Source organism: Sphingomonas yunnanensis, assembly GCF_019898765.1.
In the GTDB taxonomy this organism is placed as follows: Bacteria; Pseudomonadota; Alphaproteobacteria; order Sphingomonadales; family Sphingomonadaceae; genus Sphingomonas; species Sphingomonas yunnanensis.
In genome coordinates, this window is record NZ_JAIOKB010000003.1 from 265,107 (window position 1) to 289,194 (window position 24,088).

Here is a 24,088-nt window from a genome sequence, read left to right on the forward strand (position 1 = left end):
GTAAGGCGACGACATCAGAACCGGAAGCGCGCGCCGAGCGAGAAGGTGCGCGCCTCGTAGCGGATGTCGCGCGGGTAGCTCTGCGTGTCGCTGAAGTTGCGGACGTTCTGGAACGGCACCCCGGTCAGGTTGGTGGCGTCGAAGGTGAAGGTCAGGAACTCGACTGGGGTGAAGGCGGCGGAGAAGTCGAGCCGCGCCGTGGCGCGCGTGTACTCGCCGGCGACGGCCGACTCGCTCTCGGTGTTGTTGTAGAAGTTCACCCAGTCAGTACGGTAATTATAGGCCAGTCGCGCCGATACCGAGCCCTTCTCGTAGAGCAGGTTGGCGTTGTAGGTCCATTTCGAGGTGTTGGGCACGCGCACCAGCCGGCCCTGCTCGCCCAGCACCGTCGGCAGCGCCTGTTTGCCGTCGAGATAGGTGCCGTTGAGCTGAGTGCCGAAGCCGCTCAGCACGCCGGGCAGGAAATCGAAGAAGGTGGTGAAGGCCAGCTCGACACCCTGGATCCGGCCCTCGCCGGCGTTCTCGGGCCGCGTCACCCGGATGTTGCCGAAGCCGGGGACCTGCTGGAACACCGTGTAGTTGCTGATGAAGCCCTTGAGGTCGCGGCGGAACACCGCGCCGGTCAGCGATCCGGTGCGGCTGAAATACCATTCCAGCGAGGCGTCGTAGTTCTTCGACTGGATCGGCTCGAGGTCGATGTTGCCGCTGCTGCCATTGTAGTCGCCCAGGTTCACCGAGTCGCGCTGGAGCACGAAGGCCGGGTTGCTCTGGCCGAAGGTGGGGCGCGTGCGCGTCTCCGTGGCGGAGGCGCGGAACTGGAGCTGGTCGGTCAAACGCGCGCGCAGGCTGACGTTGGGCAGCACGTCGACGTAGTTCTTACGGTCGTCGGTGATGCGGACGTCGCCGTCGACCGACCCGAGCCCGACCGTCTGGATGGTGGTGTTGACGACGCGCGCGCCGACCACGCCGTCGAGCGGAAGGCCGCCGAGCTCGAACGCGTAATGAAGCTGGCCGTAGAAGGCATAGGATTTCTCGTCCGCGGCGAACTGCGTGGTATAGGGCGGCAGCGCCGGGTCCCATAACTCCGGCTGCTGGTCGGCATTGCCGAGGTTGCTGATCCGCAGCCGATCCTGCGCGAAGGCGCGGAGCGCCTCGATATTGTCGAAGACGTCATGGCCGCTTGGCGCGTACCATTGCCGCGTCGGCTGCGCGTCGCTGCCGCGGAAACCCTCCTTCACCAATCCGCCCATCCCGATCGGCGCGGCGGTCAGCGGCACCCGCTGGGCACGGATGTTGGCGTAGCGCGTGCCATCGGCGAAGGTGCTCTTGCGCGTGGTGTAGCGCGTGCCGAACTGGAGCTTGTCGATCCCGTCGAGATCGAAATCCAGCTCCAGATCGTTGCGCCACTGCCAGCCCGAGCCGCGTCCCTCGCGACGCCGGTCGAAGATCCCGCGGATGACATAATTGCCGGGGTCGGTGAGGTCAAAGCCGGGCAGCGCGAACTCGACGCCACCATAGTCGCGGTCGATGTCGAAGCTGATGTCGGCGGTCGCCGGATCGCGCGCGGCGAAATCGAAGCCGTAGTCGGTGAAGTAGTTGCGCGTGTCGGTATAAGCGAGGTCGGTGCTGAACTTGGCGTGTTCGCCCTTGATGCTGCCACCGCCGGCGAACTGATAGGTGTTGGTGGTACTGTGCGGCACGCCGCGGAACAGGTCGGTGCCGATCGATCCCTCGCCACCCGAGCGGGTGAGGCTCTTCACCTTGCCCGGATCGTTCTCGTCCAGCACGACGTTGCTGAAGATGGGATTGCCATTGCGCAGCCGGATCGCGAGCTCGCTATTCTCCTCCCGGCCGCGATAGCCCTGGTACAGGCCTTCCAGGTACAGCTCGACGTTGGCGGCCGGGCGCCATTGCAGCGAGCCGTTCACCGACGGCCGCCAGCGCTTGCCGTTGTTGTAGAAGATGCCGACCGACTCCGGGATCTTGAAATCGCGGCCCACGCCGGGCGTGGTGATCACCTGTCCGTCGACCGGCGTGTCGACGTCGCCGCTGTCCCAGCGCGCCGAGGTGAGATAATTGGTCTGCGTGTAGGAGAGGTTGATCAGCGCGCCGATCTCGCCGATCGGCGTGTCGAAGCGGTCGGTGACCAACAGGCTGCCCTGCGGATCGACCTTTCGCGCCTGGTCGCCGTAGATACCGCGGATCGAGCCAGCGATCTCGAACCCGTCGAAGTCGAACGGCCGGCGCGAGCGCACGTTGACCAGCCCCGCGATGCCGCCCTCGACCAGGTCGGCGGTGGTCGACTTGTAGACCTCCAGCCCGGCGAGCGAGGCGGCAGGAAAGTCCTGGAACGCCACCTGGCGGCCCTCGGCGGTGTAGAGCTCGCGGCCGTTGAAGGTGGTGGTGACGTCGGGCAGGCCGCGCACCGAGACGCCGTTGGCCTCGTCCTGCGAGCGCGACACCTGCACGCCGGTGATCCGCGCCAGCGCCTCGGCGGCGTTGTTGTCGGGCAGCTTGCCGATATCCTCCGCGACCACCGCGTCGAGGATCTGATCGGAGTCGCGCTTGAGCGCCTGCGCGCCCTGAACGCTGCGGCGAAGTCCGGTGACGACGATATCCTCCTCGCCGACGCCGGGCGCTGCGCTCGCCTCCACGTCGGTCATGACGGTGCTGCCGGACGGCATAGCGTCGGCGTCCTGCGGTGTGGCGGCCCTGTCCTGCGCCATCGCGAGCGGTGTCCAGCTTAGCGCGCACGCGACCGCGAGCACGGACGCCGAGTCCCTGATTGTCATGGTAGCCCTCTCCCGTGACCGCTTTTTCAACGGCTTGCGAGTAGAGCTACTGCCGCCTCACTATAAAAGAAAGCATATAATCAGATAATCTGGAAGCGTTATCAGGAGCTAAGGTGCATGCTGTTGCGCCACCTTCCCACCCAACAGGCGGACGAGCGCCGCGGCGACCGCGGCATGTCCCGCGGCGGTCGGATGCCACGACGCCGCTGTCTCCGAGTGGCCGACGGCATAGGGTTCGGCTGAACAGGAATCATGGCCGCGCGACAGCGCGCCGGCGCGCAGCAGCGTCGCCCGCTCGCGCCGCGCCACCGCGGCGGTGAGCCGCGCGAGGTGGCGGAAGGTCGCGTGCGCTCGCGCCAGCCCCGCCGCGTCGTAGGGGACGGAGGCGCAGGGCTGCGCCGGCAGCATGTCGAGATAGTCCACGAACACCAGCCGTGCGCGCGGTGACCGGCGTCGCACCGCGCGCGCGACCCGCGTGAGATTGCGTTCCAGCCGAGCCCATTCTGCCGCGGTCGGCGCGGGTGGACGGCCGCAGACCGCTGCGGTGCCGTCACGCGGCGGTGCGCACTCGGCGCGGGCGAGATCGCCGACGAGATGCACGTCATTGCCCCCGATCGTCACCGTCACCAGCCGGGTCGCGTGGGTGAGATGGTCGAGTTGGGCGGGCAGCTCGTCCCAGGCGCTGAGCAGATGCTCGGTCGTGGCGCCGCCGCAGCTCGCGTCGACGAGGTGGAGGTGGAGCCCCGCCGCGACCAGCCGGGGATAGCTGTTGACCGTCTGGCCACAGCGCGCCGGCGTGGACGGGGCGAGCGGGCCGGCGCGCGCGCCCGCCGCATAGGAACTGCCGAGCGCCACATAGGTCGATCCCGGCGGCACGGGCGCGGGGGACGCCGGCACCGCTGCCGCAGCGGCGAGCGCGAGCAGCGCGACGGCGCCGCGCATCAGTACAGCAGCGCCCAGTCGGCCGGGCGCCACGCCGACACCGCCTCCACCTGCACCAGCGCGGCGGTGTCGATCAGCTCGGCGCGGCGGCCGGCGAAGTGGACGAGCCCGGCGGCATTGCGGCGGCGCCGCCACATGCGGTCGGCGTAGCCGCGCATCGCGTCGAGGTCGCGGCGGTCGTGGGTCGCGTCGGCGAGCAGCAGCAGGTTCTTGAAGTAGATCGCGTTGAAGGGCGGCGGCTGGTCGTCGACCTGCTCGCCCACGACGAGCCGGGCGCGGCTCGCCGCGGCGATGCGGCGTGCCTCGGCGAGATAGCGCGCCTCGCCGGTGGCGCGCCACAGCAGCACGTTGACCCCGACCGGGACGCCCTGGTTGTAGCTCCACACGCGCGGCTCGATCGTGCCGTCGCGCTTGATATGGTCGGCGTAGAGGCCATCGCGGCGCTGCAGCGTCGCGTTGGTCCAGCGATAATAGCGCATCGCGTCGTCGAGATAGGCGCGCTCGCGCGTGATCAAGTACAGGCGGACGCCGAGCTCGGCGGCGGGCATGTTCGACACCGTGTTCCGGTCGCCATTGTCGCTTTTCTGCGTCCACATCACGCCGCCGGGCGAGGGCAGCCCCTTCTCCTCGGACCAGCCCGAGCGCACCAGCGCGAAGATCGCGCGCGCGCGGCGCAGCGACTCGGCGTCGCGGCGGAACAGGTGGTGCTGCACCTCGGCGAGACCGACCCACTCATTGTCATCGTAGTAGAGATCGTCGCCGCGGCCGAGCGGCGCGACCACCTTGGCGAGATGGCCAGCGACGCCCGTGGTCGAGGTCGGCGACCAGTAACGCTGCTGCGCCGCGCGCACCTTCGTCAGCGCCGGCGCGAAGCGACGCCCGGCGGCGCCGGGCATCATCGCGAGATCGAGCAGCGCGACATGCGCCTGCGAGAAGGGCCATTCGGTCGAGTAAGGCTCGTCGTCCGCGCGCGGCGGATGGTACTCGCGGTAGAGCCCGGTGCCGTCGCCGACCGCGAAGGCCTTCTCCAGCGCCGCGTGCCAGGCGAGCGCGCGCGCGCCGGGGACGGGGGCAGGAGCAGCGGTAGAGGCGGTCGCCGCCGCCCCGCGCGCGCCGGCGAGCGCCAGCGCGCCGCCGACGACCGCGCGGCGCGTGGGATGCGCCGCCATCAGAAGCGGAACCGCGCGCCGAGCGCGAAGACGCGGCTCTCGTAGCGGACGTCGCGCGGGTAGCTCGCGTTGGCCAGCCCCGGCACCGCGCGCAGCGCACGATAGGGCGAGCCGGTGATGTTGCTGACGTCGAAGGTCAGCGTCACCGCCTCGATCGCGGCGACCGAGAGCGAGAAGTCGAGCCGCTCGATCGGCCGGTTGAACTCGGCGCCGATGAGCTGGCCGGCATTGTCCGTGGCGAAGAAGTTGGTCACGCGCGAGCGCCAGTTATACGCCAGCCGCGCCGACACCGGCCCCTTCTCGTAGATACCGACCGCGTTGTAGCTCCACTTCGACACGCCGGGGATGTCGCTGTCCTGCCCGGCGACGCCGAGCGAGACGGGCAGCGCCTGCGACGCGTCGATATAGGTGGCGTTGAGCTGGGTGCCGAAGCCGCTCAGCACGCCGGGCAGGAAGTCGAAGAAGGTCTGGAACGCGACCTCGGCGCCCTGCAACCGGCCCTTGCCGCCGTTCTCAGGGCGGTTGACCGTCACGAGCGTGGGATAGCCGAGGTCGACCTGGCTGTTGAGGTTGGTGATGAAGCCCTGCACGTCGCGGCGGAAGATCGCGCCGGTCAGCGAGCCGGCCTTGGAGAAATACCATTCCAGCGAGGCATCGTAGTTGGTCGACAGGATCGGTTGCAGGTTGATGTTGCCGCTGTTGCCGGTGATCGGCGTCACGCCGGGGCTGCCGATCGTCACCGCCGGGTTGAGCTGGTTATATTCGGGCCGGGTGCGTGTCTCGGTCGCCGAGAGGCGAAGCTGGAGCTGGTCGGTGAACTTGGCGCGGAACGAGGCGCTGGGGAGCACGTCGACGTAGTTCTGTCGCGAGGTGGTGGTTTGAAGCTCACCGCCGACCAGCGCGTTGCCGGTCAGCTGCGCCTTGGTGTTGACGATCCGCGCGCCGACCACGCCGTCGACCGGCACGCCGCCGACGTCGAAGCCGTAGTGGAACTGGCCGTAGAAAGCGTAGGATTTCTCCAGCGCGTCGAGCCGTTCGTTCTGCACATAGGCGGGGATGTCGGAGTCCCACGCGCCGCGCTCGGTCAGCGCGGCGGGGGTGCCGATCTGCTCCAGCCCGCTGCGTGCGAGATCGCGCAGCGCCTCGATATTGTCGACGATGCCCGCGCGCGTCGGTGCATACCATTGGCTCAGCCCGGGCGCCTGGCCGCCGCGGAAGCCGCGGTCGATCGGCGTGCCGGTGTCGCCGCCGGGGATGTCGGAGAGGCGCAGGCCGAGCGGGCGCAGCGTGGCGTAGCGGCCGCCGCTCTGCAGCCGCGCGTCGCGGTCGGTCAGGCGGAAGCCGACGTCGAGCTGGGTGATCACGGGCAGCTCGGTGTCGAGCTTTAGGTCGACGCGCCACTGGACGCCCTTGCCCGTCGCCAGCGAGCGGCGGTCGTAGATGCCGCGCAGGATGTAACTGTTGGGATCGTTGGCGGCGAAGCCCGGCAGGCCGAACTGCGCGCCGCCGTCCTGCCCGCCGATGTCGAACACGAGGTTGGCGGACTGCGCGGTCGCGGGCGCGAAGTCGACGTTGTAGTCGGTATATTCGGCCTTGGAGTCGGTATAGGCGAAGTCGGTCGTCAGCGTCGCGCGGCCGGTCTTCCACGATCCGCCGATCGCGCCCTGATAGGCGTTGGTGCGCCCCGCGCGCGTGCTGCGCGAGAAGTCGATGCCGCGGCCGTTGGCGAAATCGGGCGTGACGGTGACGCTCTCGAGCGTGCCGGGCTCGGCGGCGTTGCGCACGATGTTGGTCAGCGCCGGGTTGTTGTTGACGAGGTCGAAGCCGGCGAAATCGTTGGCCACGTCGGTGCGCGCGCCCTGGAACAGCCCGTCGACGTAGAACTCCAGGTTGGGCGCGGGGCGCCACTGGAGCGTGCCGTTGACCGACGGGCGCCAGCGCTTGCCGCGGTCGTAATAGACGCCGGCGGTCTCGGGCAGGACGAAGTCGCGCGCGCCGTCGACCGGCTGGTTCGCGCCGGGGCTGACGATGTTGCCGTTGATGTAGCGCGACGAGGTCAGATAGTGGAGCTGGGTGTAGGACACGTTCACCAGCGCGCCCAGCTCGCCGATCGGCGTGTCCCAGCGGTCGGTCACGAGCACGTTGAAGTTCGGGTCGTACTTGCGTGCCTGGTCGCCGTAGGTGCCGCGCACCGCGCCCGCGATCTGGAAGCCGTCGAAGTCGAACGGGCGGCGCGAGCGCACGTTGATGAGGCCGGCGATGCCGCCCTCGATCAAGTCGGCGCTGGTGGTCTTGTACACCTCCAGCCCGGCGAGCGCGCCCGCGGGGAAGTCCTGCAGCGCGACGTTGCGCAGCTCGGCGGTGAACATCTCGCGGCCGTTGTAGGTGGTGGTCAGGTTGGGCAGGCCGCGCACCTGCACACCGCCGGCCTCGTCGCTGCTGCGGTTGACCTGCACGCCGGTGATCCGCGCCAGCGCCTCGGAGGCGTTGTTGTCGGGCAGCTTGCCGATGTCCTCGGCCACCACCGCGTCGACGATCTGGTCGGAGTCGCGCTTGAGCGCCTGCGCGGTCTGGAGGCTGCGGCGCAGGCCAGTGACGACGATGTCGTCCGAGCCCGGCGCCGCGGCGACCGCGCCGTCCGCCGCGGCCGGCGGCCCTGCCTCGGCGGGTGCCTCGCCCTGCGGCGCGGCGGGCGGCGCGTCCTGCGCCACCGCCGCGTCGGGCCACAGCGAGGCGGCGGCGAGCGCGAGCGCGGACGTCCGCGCGAGCTGGTTCAACTGGATCATGGTCACTCTCCCCTGCGTTCTTGTCGTTGCTGTCGTCTCACCGGTCGGTCGGGCGCACCCAGGCGCGCATCACCGCGCAGGCCGCACCCGGCGGCCCGAGCGAGCGCAGCCGATAGCGGCCGAGCGCTGCCGGGATGACGAAGGTCTCGGCGTAGTGGACCTCGAAGGGCGCGAAGGCGCCATCCGGGCTCTCCACCATCGCCGCCGTGCCGGCGACGAGGTTGAGGACGTTGAGCGTGCCCGCGGTGTCGAGCGCGACGCTCGTCTCGAACCAGGCGCGCTCGGTCTCGATGAACTCGAGCGGGTGCAGCCCGGTGCGCTCGCGGCGCCAGTCGCTCCCGCTGGCGACGGGCGTGAACCGGTTGACCAGCTCGGTCCGCGTCACCGTCTCGCGGCGTGTCCAGTCGATATTGGCGAGGCCGTGCTCAAGGTGGATCGGGCGCGGACGACCGTCGAGCCCGAGCCGTCCCCAGTCCCACAGCTTGAAGGTGAAGATGTACGGCGTGGCGCTGATCTCGAGCACCATCGCGTCGCACCCGGAGCAGTGGATCGTGCCGGCCGGGATGAGGAAATGATCGTGCGCGCGCGCCGGCAGGCGGTTCACCAGCGCGTCGACGTCGGGCGGTGGGCCGCCCGCCTGCGCTGCGGTGAGCGCGGCGGCGACAGCGGCGGGCTCGGCCGCGTCGGTGAGCCCGAGATAGACGCACGCGTCCGCGCCGGCATCGAGCAGATAATAGCTCTCGTCCTGGGTGTAGGGCAGGCCGAAGGCGGCACGCGCATAGTCGGCGCGCGGGTGGACCTGGAGCGAGAGGTTGCCGCCTTCCATCGTGTCGAGCAGGTCGAAGCGGATCGGGAATTCGGCGCCGAAGCGCGCGATGACGTCGCCGCCGAGCAGCGCGTCGGGGCGGAGCCGCACGAGGTCGAGCGCGGGGAGCTCGAACGCCTCCTCGCCGAAGCCGAGCAGCAGGCTGTTCTCCTCGGGCACGCAGTCGAAGCACCAGGCGTAATTGGGCGGGCCCTCGGGCAGGTCGAAGGTGCGCCGCACCCACTGCCCGCCCCACGGCCCGGCATCGAAGAAGGGCACGACGCGGAACGGGCGCGCGGCGACGGCGTCGAGCGCGCGGTGGTAGGTGTCGCCAGCGATCATCCGCGGCACCGGTCCGTTCGCCTCGATAACGAAGTCGGCCCCGGGCAGCAGCGCGTATTTGACCGCGTCGCCGACGCGCCAGTCGACGAAGAAGGCGCGGCGGTACAGCTCTGCCGCTCGCGCGGCGCGGTCGCTGCCACCCAGGTTGGCGATCTCGCCGCGGCGCTGGCGCTGCTGGAGCTCCCAGCGCGCCATGGCGACATAGACCAGCCGGTCGGGCGCGCGCAGGACGGTCGCGGCGCCCGGCCCGACGAGCACCGTGCGGCGACCCGGCGCGCGCCCCGCGCGCCACGCCGCGACCTTCGTCTCGTCGAGGAAGTCGTGGATGCCGATCGCGGAAAAGCGCGCGAACACCGGGTCGTCGCCGAGCAACGCGTCGATCTCGGCGTCGAGCACCTCGGGATCGCGGAACAGCGCGGTGGTGTCGACCACCTCGGCGTCGGGCCAGGCGTCGCGCAGCACCGCGACGATCGAAGCGACCGGCGCGCCGGGATAGCATTCGACGCAGAGGTCCAGCGCGGTGGCGAGGTGCGGCAGGATCGCGTCCCACCCGACCAGACAGGCGTCCGCCGCGTCGTCGACCCGGACGACGGGCCGCTTGTCATAGTTGGTCACGATCGCTCTCCCATAGCGGCGTGGCGGCGAGCAGCGCGGCGTCGGCGCCGAGCGCGCCGCGCAGCACCAGCGGCGGCTCACCCAGGCACCAGGCGTGGCGGCGCACGTGCGCCTGGATGAAGGGCACCACCTCCTCCGCCGCGGCGACCCCGCCGGTGACCAGCACGCGCGTCGCGTCATAGGCGTGGACGAGGTTGAGCGCGGCGGCGGCCCAGGCGGCGAGACAGGCGGCGCGCACCGCGCGCGCGCCCGCGTCGCCGTCGCGCGCGAGGTCGAACACCGCCTTGAGGTCGGGCGCGGCGAGGTCGTGCAGCGCGCCGCGCCCCGGCAATGCCGCGATCAGCCGCGGCAGCGCCCAGCTCGATGCCAGCGCCTCGGCGCAGCCCAGGTTGCCGCACAGGCAGGTCGGCCCGTCGATCTCGACGGTGAGATGGCCGCCGAGCACCGACGCCTGGCCGCTGCGGCCGCGCACCATCGCGCCCCGCATCAGAGCGGCCGAGCCGATCCCGGTGCCGAGGCTGAGCAGCACCGCGTCGTCGACGCCGCGCAGCGCGCCGAAGCGGTGCTCGCCGAGCAGCGCCATGCGCCCGTCGACCTCGAGCCGCAGGGCGAGGCCGAGCCGCTCGCGCGCCCAGCCGGTGAAGTCGAAGCCGACCGCGTCCTCGAACTTGCCCGCCGGCGTCGAGGCGACGCGGCCCGATCGCGGGTCGACCAGGCCGGGGAAGGCGATCGACACACCGGCCACGGGCTCCCTCCCGCGCAGGATCGCGAGATGCGCCTCCAGTCCCGGCATCACCGCCGCCAGCGAGGTCGGGGCGGCGAACCGGATCTCGCGCCGATTCTCCACGATGCCGCCGCGAACGCGCGCGCAGGCGACGTGCGAGCCGCCGACGTCGACCGCGAGATAGGCGGTCATCGTGCCGGCTCCGGACCGCCGCGCATCTGCCGCTCGATCTGCTCGAGCGAGGCACCGCGCGTCTCGGGGAACCAGCGGTACACCAGCACGCACTGTGCCGCCATGCACGCCGCGAGGAACAGGAACGGCGCGGCGGGCGAGGCGGCGGCGGCGACCGGGAAGATCGCGGCGACCAGCGCGTCGACCAGCCAGATCGTGCCCGCGCCCAGCGCCTGGCCCGCGGCGCGCGCGTGCGCCGGAAAGATCTCGCTGAGATAGACCCAGATCACCGCGCCCTGCGAGGTGGCGAAGGCGGCGATGAAGCCGACCAGCACTGCCAGCATCAGCGCGCGCGGCAGGAGGCCGAGCATGATCGCGGTCGCGGCGCACAGCAGCACCGCCATCGCGGCGCCGCCGGCGAGAAGGAGCGGCCGCCGGCCGAGCCGGTCGATCAGCGCCATGCCGACCAGCGTGAAGACGAGATTGGCCGCACCAACCGCGATCGCCTGCAGATCGCCGGAGACCTGGCGGAACCCGGCGGCCGCGAAGATATCGTTGAGATAATAGAGGATGGCGTTGATGCCGGTGAGCTGGTTGAGCGCGCCCAGCACGATCGCGAGGATCATCGGCCGCGGCGCCTCGCGCCACAGCGACGCCAGCGACACCGCGCGCGGGGGCACGGCAGGGGTCAGGTCGACCGTCTCATCGCCGTGGAGCAGCAGCGTCGCCGCGGCGGCCTCATCGCGGCGGCCGCGCAGCATCAGCCAGCGCGGGCTGTCGGGCACCGCGACGAGCAGCAGCTGGAACAGCGCGGCGGGCAGCGCGGTCAGGCCGAGCTTCCACCGCCACGCCGCCGCGGCGTCCGCCAGCAGCACCCCGACCGCGGCGTTGCTGGCATAGGCGATCAGGATCCCGGTGACGATGCTGACCTGGAAGCTGCCGACGATCGCGCCGCGCCGCGCGGGCGGCGCCACCTCGGCGAGATAGACCGGCGCGAGCACCGAGGAGGCGCCGATCGCGACTCCGGCCATGACGCGGAACAGGAGCAGCGCGCCCCAGCTCCACGCCAGCGCGCAGCCCAGTCCCGAGACGAGGTAGAGCGCGGCGGCGAGCCGCAGCCCAGCACGTGCGCCGCGGCGATCGCCGTACACGCCCGCCACCGCGGCGCCGACCATCGTGCCGAGCAGCGCGGACGACACCGTCACGCCCAGCGCCGCGGGCGACAGGCCGAACTGGTCGCGCAACGCGCCGGTCACGCCCGCGATCACCGCGGTGTCGAAGCCGAAGAGCAGGCCGGAGAGCGAGATCGCGAAGGCCGTGAACAACAGGCGCGCGCGCGGTGCTGCATCGCCCATGGCACGTTCCTCCTGACCGGCGGCGGCGCGATGCGGTCGCGCGCCCCTCTCCCTCCTGCCTCGCCGTGTCGCGCTTTGTGTCACGCCCCGAGAGGCGTGCCGCGATCGGGGCAGTTGCCGACCTTTCTGCCGAACCCGCGAGCGCGTCAATTAAAAAAGCAAGTAGGTGTAAGTTAGCGCAGAAGCGCTTGTTGTGCGTGACGCAGGCAGTGTTTACCTGTGAAAGCGCGTTGCGCCCCGCCCTCGACATCGGAGACTTTCCTTGCCCCTGCCACCTCAAGCGACGGGAGCGAGCGGTTGAGCCAGCGGACGCTGCACGGCACCAACCCGGCGCGGGCGGGGGAGCGCAACGAGCGCCTCGTGCTCGAGGCGATCCTGCGCGCGGGCGAGTCGACGCGGCTCCAGCTGGCGGAGCAGACCGGCCTGTCGCCGGCGGCGATCGCGAACATCACCCAGCGGCTGACCGACCGCGGCTTCGTGTTCGAGAAAGGCCGTCGCACCGGGGTGCGCGGCATGCCCGCGATCCGCTTCGCTGTGAACCCCGACGGCTGCTTCAGCTACGGCGTCAACATCGACCGCGACCATGTCACGCTGGTCGCGCTCGATCTCACCGGCGCGGTGCGGGCGCGCTACACGCAGGAGATCGACTTCGCCGCGCCGCGCGCCGTCACCGCCTTCATCGGCGACGCCGTGGGAACCTTGCTCGGCGACGGTCTGATCGAGCGCGACCGCGTGCTCGGCATGGGGGTCGCGCTGCCGGGCGGGCTGGGGCACGTCGACCTGCCCGGCCTGCCGCGCGCCTATGCCGAGTGGGACCGCGTCGACCTGCCCGAGCTGCTCCAGCCGCTCGGCGCGGGGCCCGTCATCACCGAGAATGACGCGGCCGCGGCGGCGATCGGCGAGGCGCGCTTCGGCAGCGGGCTGACCCACCGTAGCTTCTTCTACGTGCTGCTCTCCGCGGGACTCGGGGGTGGGCTGGTCGTCGCGGGCAGCTACCATCACGGCGCGACCGGCCGCGCCGGGCGTATCGGCTTCCTCACCGATCGCGCCGGCGCGCCGCTCCAGTCGATCGTCTCGCTCTCGGCACTGAAGGCCGATCTCGCCGCTCACGGCATCGCGCCGATCGCGCCCCCGGACTTGGCGAGCGCCGACGCCGCCGCGCGTGCGGTGATCGGCGGCTGGATCGAGCGCGCCGCCGCGGCGCTGGCAGGGCCGATCGCCACGATCAGTTGCCTGATCGATCCCGGCGCGATCGTGATCGGCGGGCGGCTGCCGGTGCCGCTGATCGACCAGCTCACCGCCGCGGTGGCGCGCCACCGCGACACGGTGGACGATCCGGTGGTGCCCGCCGCGCCCGTGCTGACCGCGCAGCTCGCCGCCGACGCCCCCGCGATCGGCGCGGCGATCCTGCCCTTCAACGATCTCGTCTTCCTGTCGGCGGACGACTGACCCGCGCCTCGCCTCAGAAGCGCTCGGCGAGCAGGCGCGGGTAGCGCGCGGCGACCGTGCCGATCATCTGCCCGAACATGCCGTTGACCCAGGCGAACCAGGCGCGGGTGAAGCGCGCGGGATCGTCCTTGTGGAAGGATTCGTGCATGAAGCCGGTGCCGGCGTGGGTCGCCTTGAGCGTGCGCAGGCAGTCGCGCACCACGCCCTCGTCGCGGGTAACCATCGCGCGCGCGATGATCGCCATCGGCCACACCTTGTCGAGCCCCATGTGCGGGCTGCCGACGCCGCTGGCGGCGCTGCCCTGCACGAAGAAGGGATTGCGCGGACTCCACGCCAGCGCGGCGGTGCGCTGGTAGAGCGGGTCGTCGACCGACGCGGCCTCGATCAGCGGCAGGCCGTACAGGCTGGGGATGCCCGCGTCGTCGGCGAACAGCCAGTTGCCGAAACCGTCGACCTCATAGGCCCAGACCTGTCCGCCGCGCCCGTCGGGCACGATCGCATGCTCGCGAAGCGCCGCCTCCACCTCGTCGGCCAGGGCCTCTGCCTCGCCCGCGGCGGCGGCGTCGCCGCGCGCCTCGCGGTGGACGCGCGCGACCTGGCGCAGGCTCGACACCGCGAAGAGGTTGGCGGGAACGAGGAAGGGGTAGACGCAGGCGTCGTCGGAGGGGCGGAAGGCGGAGTGGATCAGGCCGACCTTGTTCGAGGGCGCGCCGTAACCGTCTAGCATCAGGCTGTCGGTCGGGATCTTGGTGAGCCGCTGGTAGCGGTACGGACCCGGCGCCTCCTTGCGCTGCTGCACCCGCAGCGTCTCGACGATCAGCGCGGCCGAGCGGCGCCAAAGGTCATCGAACGGCGCGCGGTCGCGCGTGACCGCCCAGTAATCGTGCGCCAGCCGCATCGGGTAGCACAGCGAGTCGATCTCCCATTTGCGCTGCGCCACGCCCGGCCGCATCTCGGTGTCGTCGAGCGTGGCCGAGTCGAGGTTGGAGCGCGCGCCGGGATCGCGGACGAAGGCGTTGGCATAGGGATCGATCAGGATGCAGCGCGCCTGGCGCTGGATCAGCCCGCGCAGCATCTCGCGCAGCCGCCGGTCGCCACGGGCGAGAGGGAGATAGGGCTCGACCTGCACCGCGCTGTCCCGCAGCCACATCGCGTCGATGTCGCCGGTGATCACGAACGTGTCGGGCTTGCCGTCGACCGTGCCGGTGAAGACGGTGGTGTCGAGCGTGTTGGGGTAGCAGTTCTCGAACATCCAGGCGAGTTCCGGGTCGGCGATCCGCGTCTTGAGGCGGCCGAGCTCGCGTTCCACCGCGGCGCTGACGAAGCGCCGCTTCGCGAGCGGCGGGCGCTGGCTGACGAAGCCGACCGGCGCCGCGGCGGTCGCGGGGGTGCCGATCGTCAGCGCGGCGGCGCGCGCCATCACGGCGCGTCGCGTCGGGTGCATGTCTCTCTCCTGCTCCGCCCCGGTGCTGCCGGTGGCCGAGCGGATGTGACACGCACGGGATGACGCGGCAATCAAAAAGAAAGTAGGTGTAAGATTAGTGGCTGGCTATGGTAACCGAGCGGACGAGAGGCGCGCACCGATGCAGTGCGGGCTGGCAGACGAGGAGGGATGAGCATGGACGGTCGACACGGCGCCCGAGCGGGCGCGACGCTGGGCCTCGACCGACGCACGCTACTGGCCGCACCCGCCGCGCTCGCCGCCGCTCGCCCCGCCTGGGCCGCGTCGGCGCGGCCGTCGAAGCGCCCACCGTTATCGGCCAGGCGCTTCCACAGCGCCGCGGTGGAGCGCGAGATCGTGCGCATGACGCGGCTGATCGCCGACCCGAAGCTCGCGTGGATGTTCGAGAATTGCTACCCGAACACGCTCGACACGACGGTGCTCTCGGTCACCGACGACGACGCCTTCGTCATCACCGGCGACATCCCGTGTCTGTGGCTGCGCGACTCGTCGGCGCAGCTGCGCCCCTATCTCCACCTCGCGGCGGGCGACCGCGCGCTGACCAGGCTGTTCCGCGGCCTGATCGCGCGCCAGGCGCGCTGCGTGCTGATCGATCCCTATGCCAACGCCTTCCTGCAGAACCCCGGCGCACGCACCGACCTCGACTCGTCGCAGCACGATCAGACGGAGATGAAGCCCGGCGTGGCCGAGCGCAAGTGGGAGGTCGACTCGCTCTGCTACGTCCTAAGGCTCGCGTCGAGCTACTGGCGCGCGACCAGGGACCGGACACCCTTCACCGCGGAATGGGCGCAGTCGGCACGTGCGATCGTCCGCACCTTCCGCGAGCAGCAGCGCCGCGACGGGCCGGGACCCTACCGCTTCCAGCGCAGCAGCGTGCAGCCGACCGAGACGCAGCTGTGGAGCGTCGGCAATCCGACGCGCAAGGTCGGGCTGATCCACTCGAGCTTCCGCCCCTCCGACGACGCGACCATCCTGCCGTTCCTGATCCCCGCCAACATCTTCGCCGCGCGCACCCTGCGAGAGCTCGCCGCGGTCGCGGCGGAGGCGCGCGGCGACACCGCGCTGGCCGCCGACGCCGCCGCGCTGGCGGCGGAGATCGAGGCCGCATTGCAGGCGCACGGCCGCATGCGGCTGGCGGACGGGAGCGAGGTCTGGGCGTTCGAGGTCGACGGCTTCGGCAACGCGCTCTTCATGGACGATTGCTGCGAGCTGTCGCTCTCTGGGCTCGCGTTCCTCGGCTGCGCCGCGTCCGACGATCCGCTATGGCGGCGCACCGAGGCGGCGGCGTGGAGCGAGCGCAACCCCTGGTTCGTGCGCGGCCGCGCCGGCGAGGGGCTGGGTGGGCCGCACGCCGGCTTCGATCTGATCTGGCCGATGGCGACGCTGGTGCGCGCGGCCTCCAGCCGCGACGATGCGCTGGTCCGCGCGTGCCTGCGCTCGATCCGCGACACGGACGCGGACACCGGCTTCGTCCATGAGACCTTCCACAAGGACGACCCCACACGCTTCACGCGGCCCTGGTTCGCCTGGGCCAACGGGTTGCTGGGCGAACTGATCGTGACCTTGGCACGCGACCGGCCCGCGGCGCTGCGCCAGCGCCTGTGACGGTAGCGTGGAGACGCCGGCTGCGAACCGGCGGTACGGCTCCCTCGCTTGCAGTTCGGCGATCGTGGCGAGCGGTGCTGGCACGCGGCGGTCTGCATGGCTCGCTGGGCTGGAGCCTTGGGGGGGTAGAACGCCGGGCACACTGAGTCAGTGGTCAGAGCAGGACGCGACCCGTCGATCAGCCGGGCACCCGCGTTCTCTCGGCCGCGCCAGGCAGGACGTCGGGCCACGGCCGGCTCTGGCAGGATGATGTTTTCCGGACCGAGTGCGCCCGCCGGCTGCGTGGCATCGATCGTTGCCGGGCCGCGGGGGCAAGGAGTGGTGCTAGTGTCCGTAGCGCTTGATACCGCGACGGCGCAGCTTCTCGCGATGGCGTCGCCGCAGGACGACGACGGTCGTCGGCGCGGCGACCAGAACTATCACAGCGATGATCGTGTAAGCGACGAGTTCGGGTGTCAGGTCGATCATCGCGCGCCTGTTGCATAATCATTCGCGCTTGTCATCACGTTGGCTCGCAGCGGGCGCGCGGGTGACCCGCGGCCGAGCGCGGCAGAGCCGCGACGGCCCGGCATATGACGATATTAGGTCAAGTTACGAAAGAACCATAACTATCATAACATCGCTATGGGCCCGCGCTGCAACCCTTTCGCCTCCGGCGACGGCACCCCGCCACCCGAGCTTGCCCGGCGCGAGCCGCTGCTCGAGGTCACCCTCATCGCGCTCGATCGTATCCGCGCGGGAGGACCGTGCGCTCGACGAGCTTCTACGGTCTGCGTGGCGTCGGCAAGACGGTGCTGCTCGGCGCGGTGTGCGGATCGGTCGGCCGCGTCCGTCGCAATCCGCCTGCCGATCGAGCGCGACGAGGAGGCGATCGAGGTGGAGGCGGTCGCCAACGCGACGGAGGTGCCGCCGCTCACCGCGGGCGGCGTGGCCGTGGCGCGAGCGGCGGCGTTGGCCGAGCTCGACGTCAGCTTTCTCGGGGTCCGCTCCGCCTGGCTCACTTCGGCGGAGAAACGTACCTGCGCGCGATGGCGCCGCTTGGGCCGCATCGATCAAGCGACGTGGCGGAGGCGCTCGGCGTCAAGGTCTTCTCGGTAGCGCCTCCACGCGACAGCCTGATTGCCAATGGCATGCATCACAGCCCCGCGCACGGCGACGCCGCTTACACGGTCCCGCTGTTCGATCAGGTCGCGCCGCGTGACGCCGGCGGCGGGATGAGGGGGGCTGGGCGCCGTCGCCGCGGCGGTTGCCTCCGCCCTGACGACGTGGCATCCGCGCGCCGCGAACGGACAGTACGCTCACGTGCGGGCGACAGTCGCGCGCGATGACGGAGCGGATCTCAGCCTAAACCTCTTCCTGACAGCGACACGTCGACGAGGCGACCGATCTGCTACGTACAACACCAGCCTCTTGGGATACGCGTCGAATGGAAAAGACGATTGGCATCATTGGCTTAGGTTATGTCGGCCTGCCCTTGGCGGTGGAGTTCGGCAAGCGTCGGCGCGTGATAGGTTTCGACGTCGACGCGCGGCGTATCGCCGAACTAAGGCGCGGCCACGACCATACGCTCGAGGTCGAGGCGGAAGAGTTGGCGGCCGCCCCGCACCTCACCTTCACCGCAGCTCCCGAGGAGCTCGCCGCGGCCGAGATCTTCATCGTGACCGTGCCCACGCCCGTGGACGCCGCCAAGCGCCCCGACGTCACGGCCCTTGTCCGCGCGAGCGAGACGATCGGCGCGCGGCTGAAGCGCGGCGACATCGTCATCTATGAATCGACCGTTTATCCTGGCTGCACCGAGGAGGTCTGCGTGCCCGTGCTCGAGCGCTGCTCGGGTCTCCGCTTCAACGTCGATTTCTTCTGCGGCTACAGCCCGGAACGGATCAACCCGGGTGACAAGCACAACCGCCTGCCGTCGATCACCAAGGTCACCAGCGGCAGCACGCCGGAGATCGCGGAGCAGATCGATGCGATGTATCGCGACATCATTAGCGCGGGCACGCACAAGGCAAGCAGTATTAAGGTAGCGGAAGCGGCCAAGGTGATCGAGAACACGCAGCGCGACGTCAATATAGCACTGATGAATGAACTTAGCCTTATCTTCGAACGTCTAGGCATTGACACGCTCGAGGTGCTGGAGGCCGCCGGCACCAAGTGGAACTTTCTGCCTTTCCGACCCGGGCTGGTCGGCGGGCACTGTATCGGTGTCGACCCTTATTACCTGACCTACAAGGCTCAGCAGATCGACTATCATCCGGAGGTGATCCTCGCCGGGCGGCGTATCAACGACCGGATGGGGGAACATGTCGCCGACCGCATCGTCAAGCTGATGCTGGCGCGCGATATACAGCCGCTCAACGCGCGCGTCCTGATGCTCGGGCTGGCCTTCAAGGAGAATTGTCCCGACACCCGCAATACGCGTGCGATCGATATCGTGCACGGACTTCGCGCGTATCGGCTCAACGTTGACGTCTACGATCCCTGGGTTGACGCCGCCGAGGTCCGGCGCGAGTACCGCCTCGACTGCCTCAATGATCTGCCCATCGTGGGCGGCTATGATGCGGTAGTGATTGCCGTGGGGCATCGTCAATTTGTCGAACTGGGGGCTGATGCGCTGCGGGCCCTCGGGCGTCCGGGGGCGGTACTGTTCGACGTCAAGGGCATATTGCCCCAGGGTTCCGCTGAAGGAAGGCTGTGAACATGAGAGTCCTAGTGACCGGAGCCGCCGGTTTCATCGGCATGCACACCAGCTCGCTGTTGCTGGCGCGGGGCGACGAAGTGATCGGCGTCGACAATCTCAACGATTATTACGATGTCTCGTTGAAGGAAGCTCGTCTGGCGCGACTGCGTGCTCACGCGAATTTCACCTTTCATCACGCCGACGTGGCGGACGCGGCGGCAATCCAACGCATTTTCTCCGAGCAGAAGCCAGATCGGGTGGTGCACCTCGCCGCACAGGCCGGCGTGCGCTACTCGCTCACGCACCCGCACGCCTATATCGAGGCGAACATACAGGGCTTCCTCAATATTCTCGAGGCGTGCCGCGCGCAGGGGACCGAACACCTCGTCTATGCCAGCAGCTCGAGCGTTTACGGTGGCAACGTCGCGCTGCCGTTCAGCGAACATCAGAACATCGATCATCCGGTCAGCCTCTACGCCGCCACCAAGAAGGCCAATGAGTTGATGGCGCACACCTATAGCCATCTGTTTGGCATCCCAACCACCGGGCTGCGCTTCTTCACGGTGTATGGCCCATGGGGGCGGCCGGACATGGCGTTGTTCCTTTTCGCCAAAGCGATCCTAGAGAACCGACCGATCGACGTCTTCAACAACGGGCAGATGACGCGCGACTTCACCTATGTCGCGGACATCGTGGAGTCGGTCGTGCGGCTGGTCGACAAGCCAGCGACGCCCGACCCGGATTTTGACCCTGCCCACCCCGATCCCGCGACGAGCAACGCGCCGTATCGCGTCTTCAATATCGGCAACAGCAGGCCCACGCCGCTGATGGGGTATATAGCGGCGCTGGAACGATCACTCGGCGCCAAGGCGCAGATGAACATGCTGCCGATGCAACCAGGCGACGTTCAGGCGACCGCGGCCGACACCAGTGCGCTGGAAGCGTGGATCGGATTTAAGCCCGACACCAGCATCGAGACGGGCATCTCGCGGTTCGTCGACTGGTACATGGAATTCTACGGCGTCAACCGGGCCGCGCTGCCCGCCTGAGCGGGTCAGGCGGGCGTCAGCGCCCGAATGATCCGCGCCGGTATCTCGCTCAGCGGAAATCGATCGCGTTCCGGTGAATGAAGCTGCCCCGAGTCGGCGAAATAACCCGTACCATTGTGCTGGCCGTTCTTGATGGCGACGAAGGTCACCGTGTCGTACAGGCCGTCGAACAAGCGGTCACCGAAACGGTACCGGGTGTCGCGCCGGATCTCGTGCGGATAGGTCAGCATGACGAAGAGGTCGTTCCCGCGATTGTCGACCTCGAACAGCGCCACACCGCCATCGTCGGTGATCGCGCTGAGCATCGTCGCGGCGACCGCCGCGCTCGCCGAATCCGCGCAACGCACGACGAAGTCTCGGGACATGAGCGGTTCGACCGCGGTGAAGGGAACAGCCAGCCCGGTGAGAAAGGCAGCGTGATCGCGCAGCCGCCAATAATAAGTGAGCGTCGGATGCGGGTCCTGATGTAATCCAGTCGCCAGCATAAGACGCGCGCGGGGCAAGCTCGCCAGCAGGTCGCCCAGGATATGATCATAGGCGCGATATACGTCTAGCAGAGGGTCGACGCCGGCGGCAACATACCAGCTCGGATTGCGCATCGGCCCGGCGTACACCGCGGACGAGAACATGTAATGATGCTGGATATGCGCCGCCGCGTTGAGGAACAGCGACGCGAAATGGGGCCGGTGGCGCCGCACCTCCGAGGTGAATAGATCCGCGAGCAGCAGATCCAGGAAGATCGCCTTGTTCCACGGCCGTCGGCGTGCCGCGGCAACGAGGGCGACGTAGCGCCGATAGTTGCGCGGGCGTGCCGTCACCGCTGCGCCAACCGCCAGGTTCAGCAGCGACCGCGGCGACACGCGCGACGTGGCATTGTCACCGACGGCCTGGACGATGCCGTCGAACATGCGCCGCACCAGCGGACTTGCGACGATGTCGGTCCGCGTCCAGGGATCGGGCACGAAGAAGGCCATGTCGCGGCGCCGGCATTTCGCGTTCATCGGGCTGATAGCGCCAACGCGCAGTCCCTGTTCGGCCAGCTGCTCCCAGATCTGCGGGATGTCGGCGTCGACGATGTCGCCAAGGCGAAAGACGCCATGCTGCGCCAGCGGCAGGCCGGTATGCGCGGTGACCCATTGGATCCACGGCTCGAGTTCCTCGTAACGCGCTTCGGACGAGGTCTCCGCGTAGCCGACACGGCCGAGGAAATCGGCGAAATGGGGCAGTTCCCCCCGTGCCGCGTAAGCTTGCAATGCCTCGAAGTTGAGCTCGTTGAACTCGATGAGGAGGACTTGTTTATCAGCGACCACGGTGGGAAATCCTCAGCACGTGTGACGATGCGCGCCTTGGTCCGGCGCGCGGAGGAGACGAAGGGACCGGGGCTCTCTATGGCCGGCATGGCGCAGACACAACCGCATCGGACACGCATGACATCGCTTCCTACGCCCCATTGTGACGAGCCCGCCGCCGCTGTCGCCGGTACGGTGCTGATCGCGGGACGATGCGCGGAGACAATCTACCGCCAGCGCCGCATGCTCGCCCGCGCGCTGCGTGACGCGGGCTGGACGGTTCACCTGTGCGGCGACGCCGGCGACGGCGACGACGCGCGATACGGTTCGGAGCTGGAGAAAGAGGGCTTCGTCTTCCACCCGCTCGCGCTCGATCAACGCGCTCGCGACCCGCGCTCCGCGCTGCGCCTGCTGCTCTCCTATCGCGCGCTGGTGCGGCAGATCCGCCCGGATGTGGTCCATGTCTTCAACGCCAAGCCGACGATGGTCGGCCTGCTCGGCTGCGCGCTGGGCGGACGGACCGTGCGCGTTGCGACGGTCGCCGGCCTGGGACACGTGTTCATGGCGCGCTCGCGTATGGTCCGCACGGTCGGGCGCGTCGCCTTCCGCGCTGCCTTGCGCCTGGCGGACGTGGTGGTGTTCTACAACGAGGATGACCGCCGCACCTTCCTGACACTTGGCCTGGTCGCTCCGGAAAAGACTCGCCTGATCGCAGGAAGCGGCGTCGATCTCGCGCGGTTCGCCGCTGTGCCCCTGCCCGACAGTGACGTGCTCGAGGTGCTGTTCGTCGGACGCCTGCTGCGCGAGAAGGGGATCGACGCCGTGGTCGCGGCGGGACGCGAACTGCGCCGGCGCGGCGCCCCGATCCGCATCACCGTGGTGGGTGATATCGATCACCATAATCCTTCCTCGCTGGATCGGCCGGCGATCGAGGCGGCGGTCGCGGAAGGGGCGGTGCGGTGGCTGGGGCCGCGCCACGACGTGGTGCCCGGCATCGCCGCGAGCCATGTCGTGCTGCTGCCATCGCACCGCGAGGGATTGCCGCTCGCCCTGGTCGAGGGCAGCGCGATGGCGCGTGCGCTGGTGGCGACGGACGTGCCGGGCTGCCGCGACGTGGTGCGCGACGGCGTCAACGGCTTGCTCGTGCCGCTCGGCGACACGCCCGCGCTGGTCGACGCGCTGCTTCGCCTCGCGGGCGATCGCCGCCTCTGCGAGCGGCTGGGCCAGGAGGGCGCACGACTGGCACGCGCTCGATACGCGGCTGCGGCGGTGGGCGGCGAGGTGGCGGCGCTGTACGACCAGACGATGGCGTCGCTTGACCGGCGCTGGCACCTCCGCCAAATTTGATCTCGACATCCCGCCGCCGCGATCAGTATGCACACGACGTGCGGCGTCCGTCCTCGACCAGCCAGACCAACGATCGTGTGTCAGCGCCGGCAGCAAGGCACCGGGAAAGTCAAAAGGGGGCAGGTGTGCCGGCCTGTTATGAGAGGTTCTTCAGCAAGCGATCGTGCCCGGCGCCCCGATCGCCTATGGATATGTTCGCCAACGCATGAGCGACGATCTCCTATCGCAACATCGCTATTGGTACCGACTTCGCTGGCAGATGTTATGGGGGTTGGTGGCCGCGGCGATACCGCCGCTGCTGCGCGTGATGTTCGTCAGCCACGCCGAGGCGGAGCAGGGGCTGGTCGCCTCGGCCAACGCCTTCTGGGGCGGCCTCGCCGCCATCGTCCTGGGCATCGTGCTGATCCGCAACGTCGGCCGCTATCCCGGCGTCGAGCGGGCCGCCGCCATCATCCCGGGCTTCTCGGCGTCGTTCGGCGTGCTGATCGTGGCGCTGCTCATGCTGCGGCTGGAATATAGCCGCTGGGGTCTGGCGGGCGCCTATGTCGGCGCGATCGTCATCTTCTACATCGGCTACGCCCGCTTCTTCGGGCGTCGCCGCCTCACGATCGGGATCCTGCCGGTCCATGGCGAGGTCGACCGGCTGCGCGCGATCGAGAGCGTCCAGTGGCAGACCCTGAACGACGTCAGGGACTCGATCGAGGGCGTGGACGCGATCGCAGTCGATCTGCGGCGTGACCTGCCGATCGAGTGGGAGCGCCGTATCGCGGACATCGCGCTACTCGGCGTACCGGTCTATCACAGCAAGCACCTCGTCGAGTCGCTCACCGGCCGCGTCGAGCTCGAGCATCTGTCCGAGACGAGCTACGGCACCCTGTCGCCGCCCAACACCTACATGCTACCGAAGCACCTCCTGGACGGCGTCACGGCGGCGATCGCGCTGGTGCTGCTCTCACCGCTGCTGCTGGTCGTCGCGCTGCTCGTGCGGCTCGATTCCCCGGGTCCGGCGATCTTCCGGCAGCGGCGCATCGGTTTCCGCGGCGTGCCCTTCGTGGTCTTCAAATTTCGCACGATGCGCCTGGAGGCGCCGGGGCAACGGGACTCGCGCGACCGCGCGATAACACGCCAGAACGACGATCGGGTCACCCGTCTGGGACGCATCCTGCGCAAGAGCCGTGTCGACGAACTGCCTCAGCTCCTCAACGTTCTCAAAGGACAGATGAGCTTGATCGGTCCGCGCCCGGAGGCAGCGGTGCTGTCGTCCTGGTACGAGGCGGAGATCCCCTTCTACCGCTACCGCCATGTCGTCCGCCCCGGCATCACCGGGTGGGCGCAGGTGATGCAGGGCCATGTCGCCGATGTCGAGGAAGTCCGCAGCAAGCTCTACTATGACTTCTACTACATCAAGAACTTCTCGCTGTGGATCGACAGCCTGATCGTCCTGCGCACGCTGGCGACGATGATGACGGGCTTCGGCGCCCGCTGATCGCCATCGCTCGCGACCACGCG

Annotated in this window: 16 protein-coding genes; 6 read left to right on the forward strand and 10 right to left on the reverse strand. The window is 69.5% G+C overall.

All coding sequences use genetic code 11. The annotated features are described in order from the left end of the window. Positions 1–14 precede the first annotated feature (14 nt). The 7 genes from K7957_RS10950 to K7957_RS10980 form a co-directional block, all read right to left on the reverse strand. Positions 15–2,726, reverse strand: coding sequence for a TonB-dependent receptor (locus K7957_RS10950; protein WP_223012018.1), 2,712 nt, complete (start codon positions 2,724–2,726; stop codon positions 15–17). Positions 2,727–2,900: 174 nt separating this feature from the next. Beyond that, a complete protein-coding gene (locus K7957_RS10955; RefSeq protein ID WP_223012019.1) occupies positions 2,901–3,767 on the reverse strand; it encodes a GDSL-type esterase/lipase family protein in 867 nt (288 codons plus the stop codon). Then, positions 3,734–4,903, reverse strand: coding sequence for a glycoside hydrolase family 76 protein (locus K7957_RS10960; protein ID WP_223012020.1), 1,170 nt, complete (start codon positions 4,901–4,903; stop codon positions 3,734–3,736). Before K7957_RS10960 ends, K7957_RS10955 begins: the two co-directional genes overlap by 34 nt. Then, positions 4,903–7,689: a TonB-dependent receptor gene (locus tag K7957_RS10965; RefSeq protein ID WP_223012021.1), complete on the reverse strand. Its 2,787-nt coding sequence runs from the start codon at positions 7,687–7,689 to the stop codon at positions 4,903–4,905. Before K7957_RS10965 ends, K7957_RS10960 begins: the two co-directional genes overlap by 1 nt. A gap of 37 nt (positions 7,690–7,726) precedes the next feature. Further along, positions 7,727–9,451 (reverse strand): class I mannose-6-phosphate isomerase, encoded by a 1,725-nt coding sequence (locus tag K7957_RS10970; RefSeq protein ID WP_223012022.1) that lies wholly within the window; start codon positions 9,449–9,451, stop codon positions 7,727–7,729. Continuing rightward, complete coding sequence (locus tag K7957_RS10975) at positions 9,438–10,367, reverse strand: ROK family protein (protein WP_223012023.1); 930 nt, start codon at positions 10,365–10,367, stop codon at positions 9,438–9,440. Before K7957_RS10975 ends, K7957_RS10970 begins: the two co-directional genes overlap by 14 nt. Further along, on the reverse strand, positions 10,364–11,701 hold the full coding sequence (locus K7957_RS10980) for a sugar porter family MFS transporter (RefSeq protein ID WP_223012024.1): 1,338 nt from the start codon (positions 11,699–11,701) through the stop codon (positions 10,364–10,366). The genes K7957_RS10975 and K7957_RS10980 overlap by 4 nt, the downstream gene beginning before the upstream one ends. A gap of 297 nt (positions 11,702–11,998) precedes the next feature. Here K7957_RS10980 and K7957_RS10985 point away from each other — a divergent pair, with 297 nt between their 5' ends. Continuing rightward, on the forward strand, positions 11,999–13,150 hold the full coding sequence (locus K7957_RS10985; protein WP_246616974.1) for an ROK family transcriptional regulator: 1,152 nt from the start codon (positions 11,999–12,001) through the stop codon (positions 13,148–13,150). 13 nt (positions 13,151–13,163) lie between these two features. Here K7957_RS10985 and K7957_RS10990 read toward each other — a convergent pair whose 3' ends face one another. Beyond that, on the reverse strand, positions 13,164–14,594 hold the full coding sequence (locus tag K7957_RS10990) for a glycoside hydrolase family 125 protein (protein WP_223012026.1): 1,431 nt from the start codon (positions 14,592–14,594) through the stop codon (positions 13,164–13,166). A gap of 174 nt (positions 14,595–14,768) precedes the next feature. Here K7957_RS10990 and K7957_RS10995 point away from each other — a divergent pair, with 174 nt between their 5' ends. Beyond that, entirely contained in the window at positions 14,769–16,217 is a 1,449-nt protein-coding gene (locus tag K7957_RS10995; protein WP_223012027.1) for a glycoside hydrolase family 125 protein, read from the forward strand. 324 nt (positions 16,218–16,541) lie between these two features. On the opposite strand, the gene K7957_RS11000 is transcribed toward K7957_RS10995, so the two are convergent. Then, positions 16,542–16,685: a hypothetical protein gene (locus K7957_RS11000; protein ID WP_223012028.1), complete on the reverse strand. Its 144-nt coding sequence runs from the start codon at positions 16,683–16,685 to the stop codon at positions 16,542–16,544. A gap of 958 nt (positions 16,686–17,643) precedes the next feature. Between K7957_RS11000 and tviB the strand changes: the two genes are divergently transcribed. Beyond that, positions 17,644–18,912 carry a Vi polysaccharide biosynthesis UDP-N-acetylglucosamine C-6 dehydrogenase TviB gene (tviB, locus tag K7957_RS11005; protein ID WP_223012029.1) on the forward strand — a complete coding sequence of 423 codons (1,269 nt, stop codon included), beginning with the start codon at positions 17,644–17,646 and terminating at the stop codon, positions 18,910–18,912. Positions 18,913–18,914: 2 nt separating this feature from the next. Beyond that, positions 18,915–19,943 (forward strand): NAD-dependent epimerase, encoded by a 1,029-nt coding sequence (locus K7957_RS11010; protein WP_223012030.1) that lies wholly within the window; start codon positions 18,915–18,917, stop codon positions 19,941–19,943. 5 nt (positions 19,944–19,948) lie between these two features. Here K7957_RS11010 and K7957_RS11015 read toward each other — a convergent pair whose 3' ends face one another. Further along, on the reverse strand, positions 19,949–21,253 hold the full coding sequence (locus tag K7957_RS11015; protein WP_223012031.1) for a hypothetical protein: 1,305 nt from the start codon (positions 21,251–21,253) through the stop codon (positions 19,949–19,951). 117 nt (positions 21,254–21,370) lie between these two features. Here K7957_RS11015 and K7957_RS11020 point away from each other — a divergent pair, with 117 nt between their 5' ends. Together K7957_RS11020 and K7957_RS11025 are read left to right on the forward strand one after the other, a co-directional pair. After that, complete coding sequence (locus tag K7957_RS11020) at positions 21,371–22,579, forward strand: glycosyltransferase family 4 protein (RefSeq protein WP_223012032.1); 1,209 nt, start codon at positions 21,371–21,373, stop codon at positions 22,577–22,579. Positions 22,580–22,784: 205 nt separating this feature from the next. Next, on the forward strand, positions 22,785–24,065 hold the full coding sequence (locus K7957_RS11025; RefSeq protein ID WP_223012033.1) for a sugar transferase: 1,281 nt from the start codon (positions 22,785–22,787) through the stop codon (positions 24,063–24,065). Positions 24,066–24,088: the final 23 nt, after the last annotated feature.

Bases quoted from the DNA above. Each gene is read 5' to 3' on its own strand.
- K7957_RS10960 (WP_223012020.1), bottom strand. From the start codon at position 4,903: ATGGCGGCGCATCCCACGCGCCGCGCGGTCGTCGGCGGCGCGCTGGCG.
- K7957_RS11000 (WP_223012028.1), bottom strand. From the start codon at position 16,685: ATGATCGACCTGACACCCGAACTCGTCGCTTACACGATCATCGCTGTG.
- K7957_RS11025 (WP_223012033.1), top strand. From the start codon at position 22,785: ATGAGCGACGATCTCCTATCGCAACATCGCTATTGGTACCGACTTCGC.
- tviB (WP_223012029.1), top strand. From the start codon at position 17,644: ATGGAAAAGACGATTGGCATCATTGGCTTAGGTTATGTCGGCCTGCCC.
- K7957_RS10980 (WP_223012024.1), bottom strand. From the start codon at position 11,701: ATGGGCGATGCAGCACCGCGCGCGCGCCTGTTGTTCACGGCCTTCGCG.
- K7957_RS10990 (WP_223012026.1), bottom strand. From the start codon at position 14,594: ATGCACCCGACGCGACGCGCCGTGATGGCGCGCGCCGCCGCGCTGACG.
- K7957_RS11010 (WP_223012030.1), top strand. From the start codon at position 18,915: ATGAGAGTCCTAGTGACCGGAGCCGCCGGTTTCATCGGCATGCACACC.
- K7957_RS10950 (WP_223012018.1), bottom strand. From the start codon at position 2,726: ATGGCGCAGGACAGGGCCGCCACACCGCAGGACGCCGACGCTATGCCG.
- K7957_RS10965 (WP_223012021.1), bottom strand. From the start codon at position 7,689: ATGATCCAGTTGAACCAGCTCGCGCGGACGTCCGCGCTCGCGCTCGCC.
- K7957_RS10975 (WP_223012023.1), bottom strand. From the start codon at position 10,367: ATGACCGCCTATCTCGCGGTCGACGTCGGCGGCTCGCACGTCGCCTGC.
- K7957_RS11020 (WP_223012032.1), top strand. From the start codon at position 21,371: ATGACATCGCTTCCTACGCCCCATTGTGACGAGCCCGCCGCCGCTGTC.
- K7957_RS10995 (WP_223012027.1), top strand. From the start codon at position 14,769: ATGGACGGTCGACACGGCGCCCGAGCGGGCGCGACGCTGGGCCTCGAC.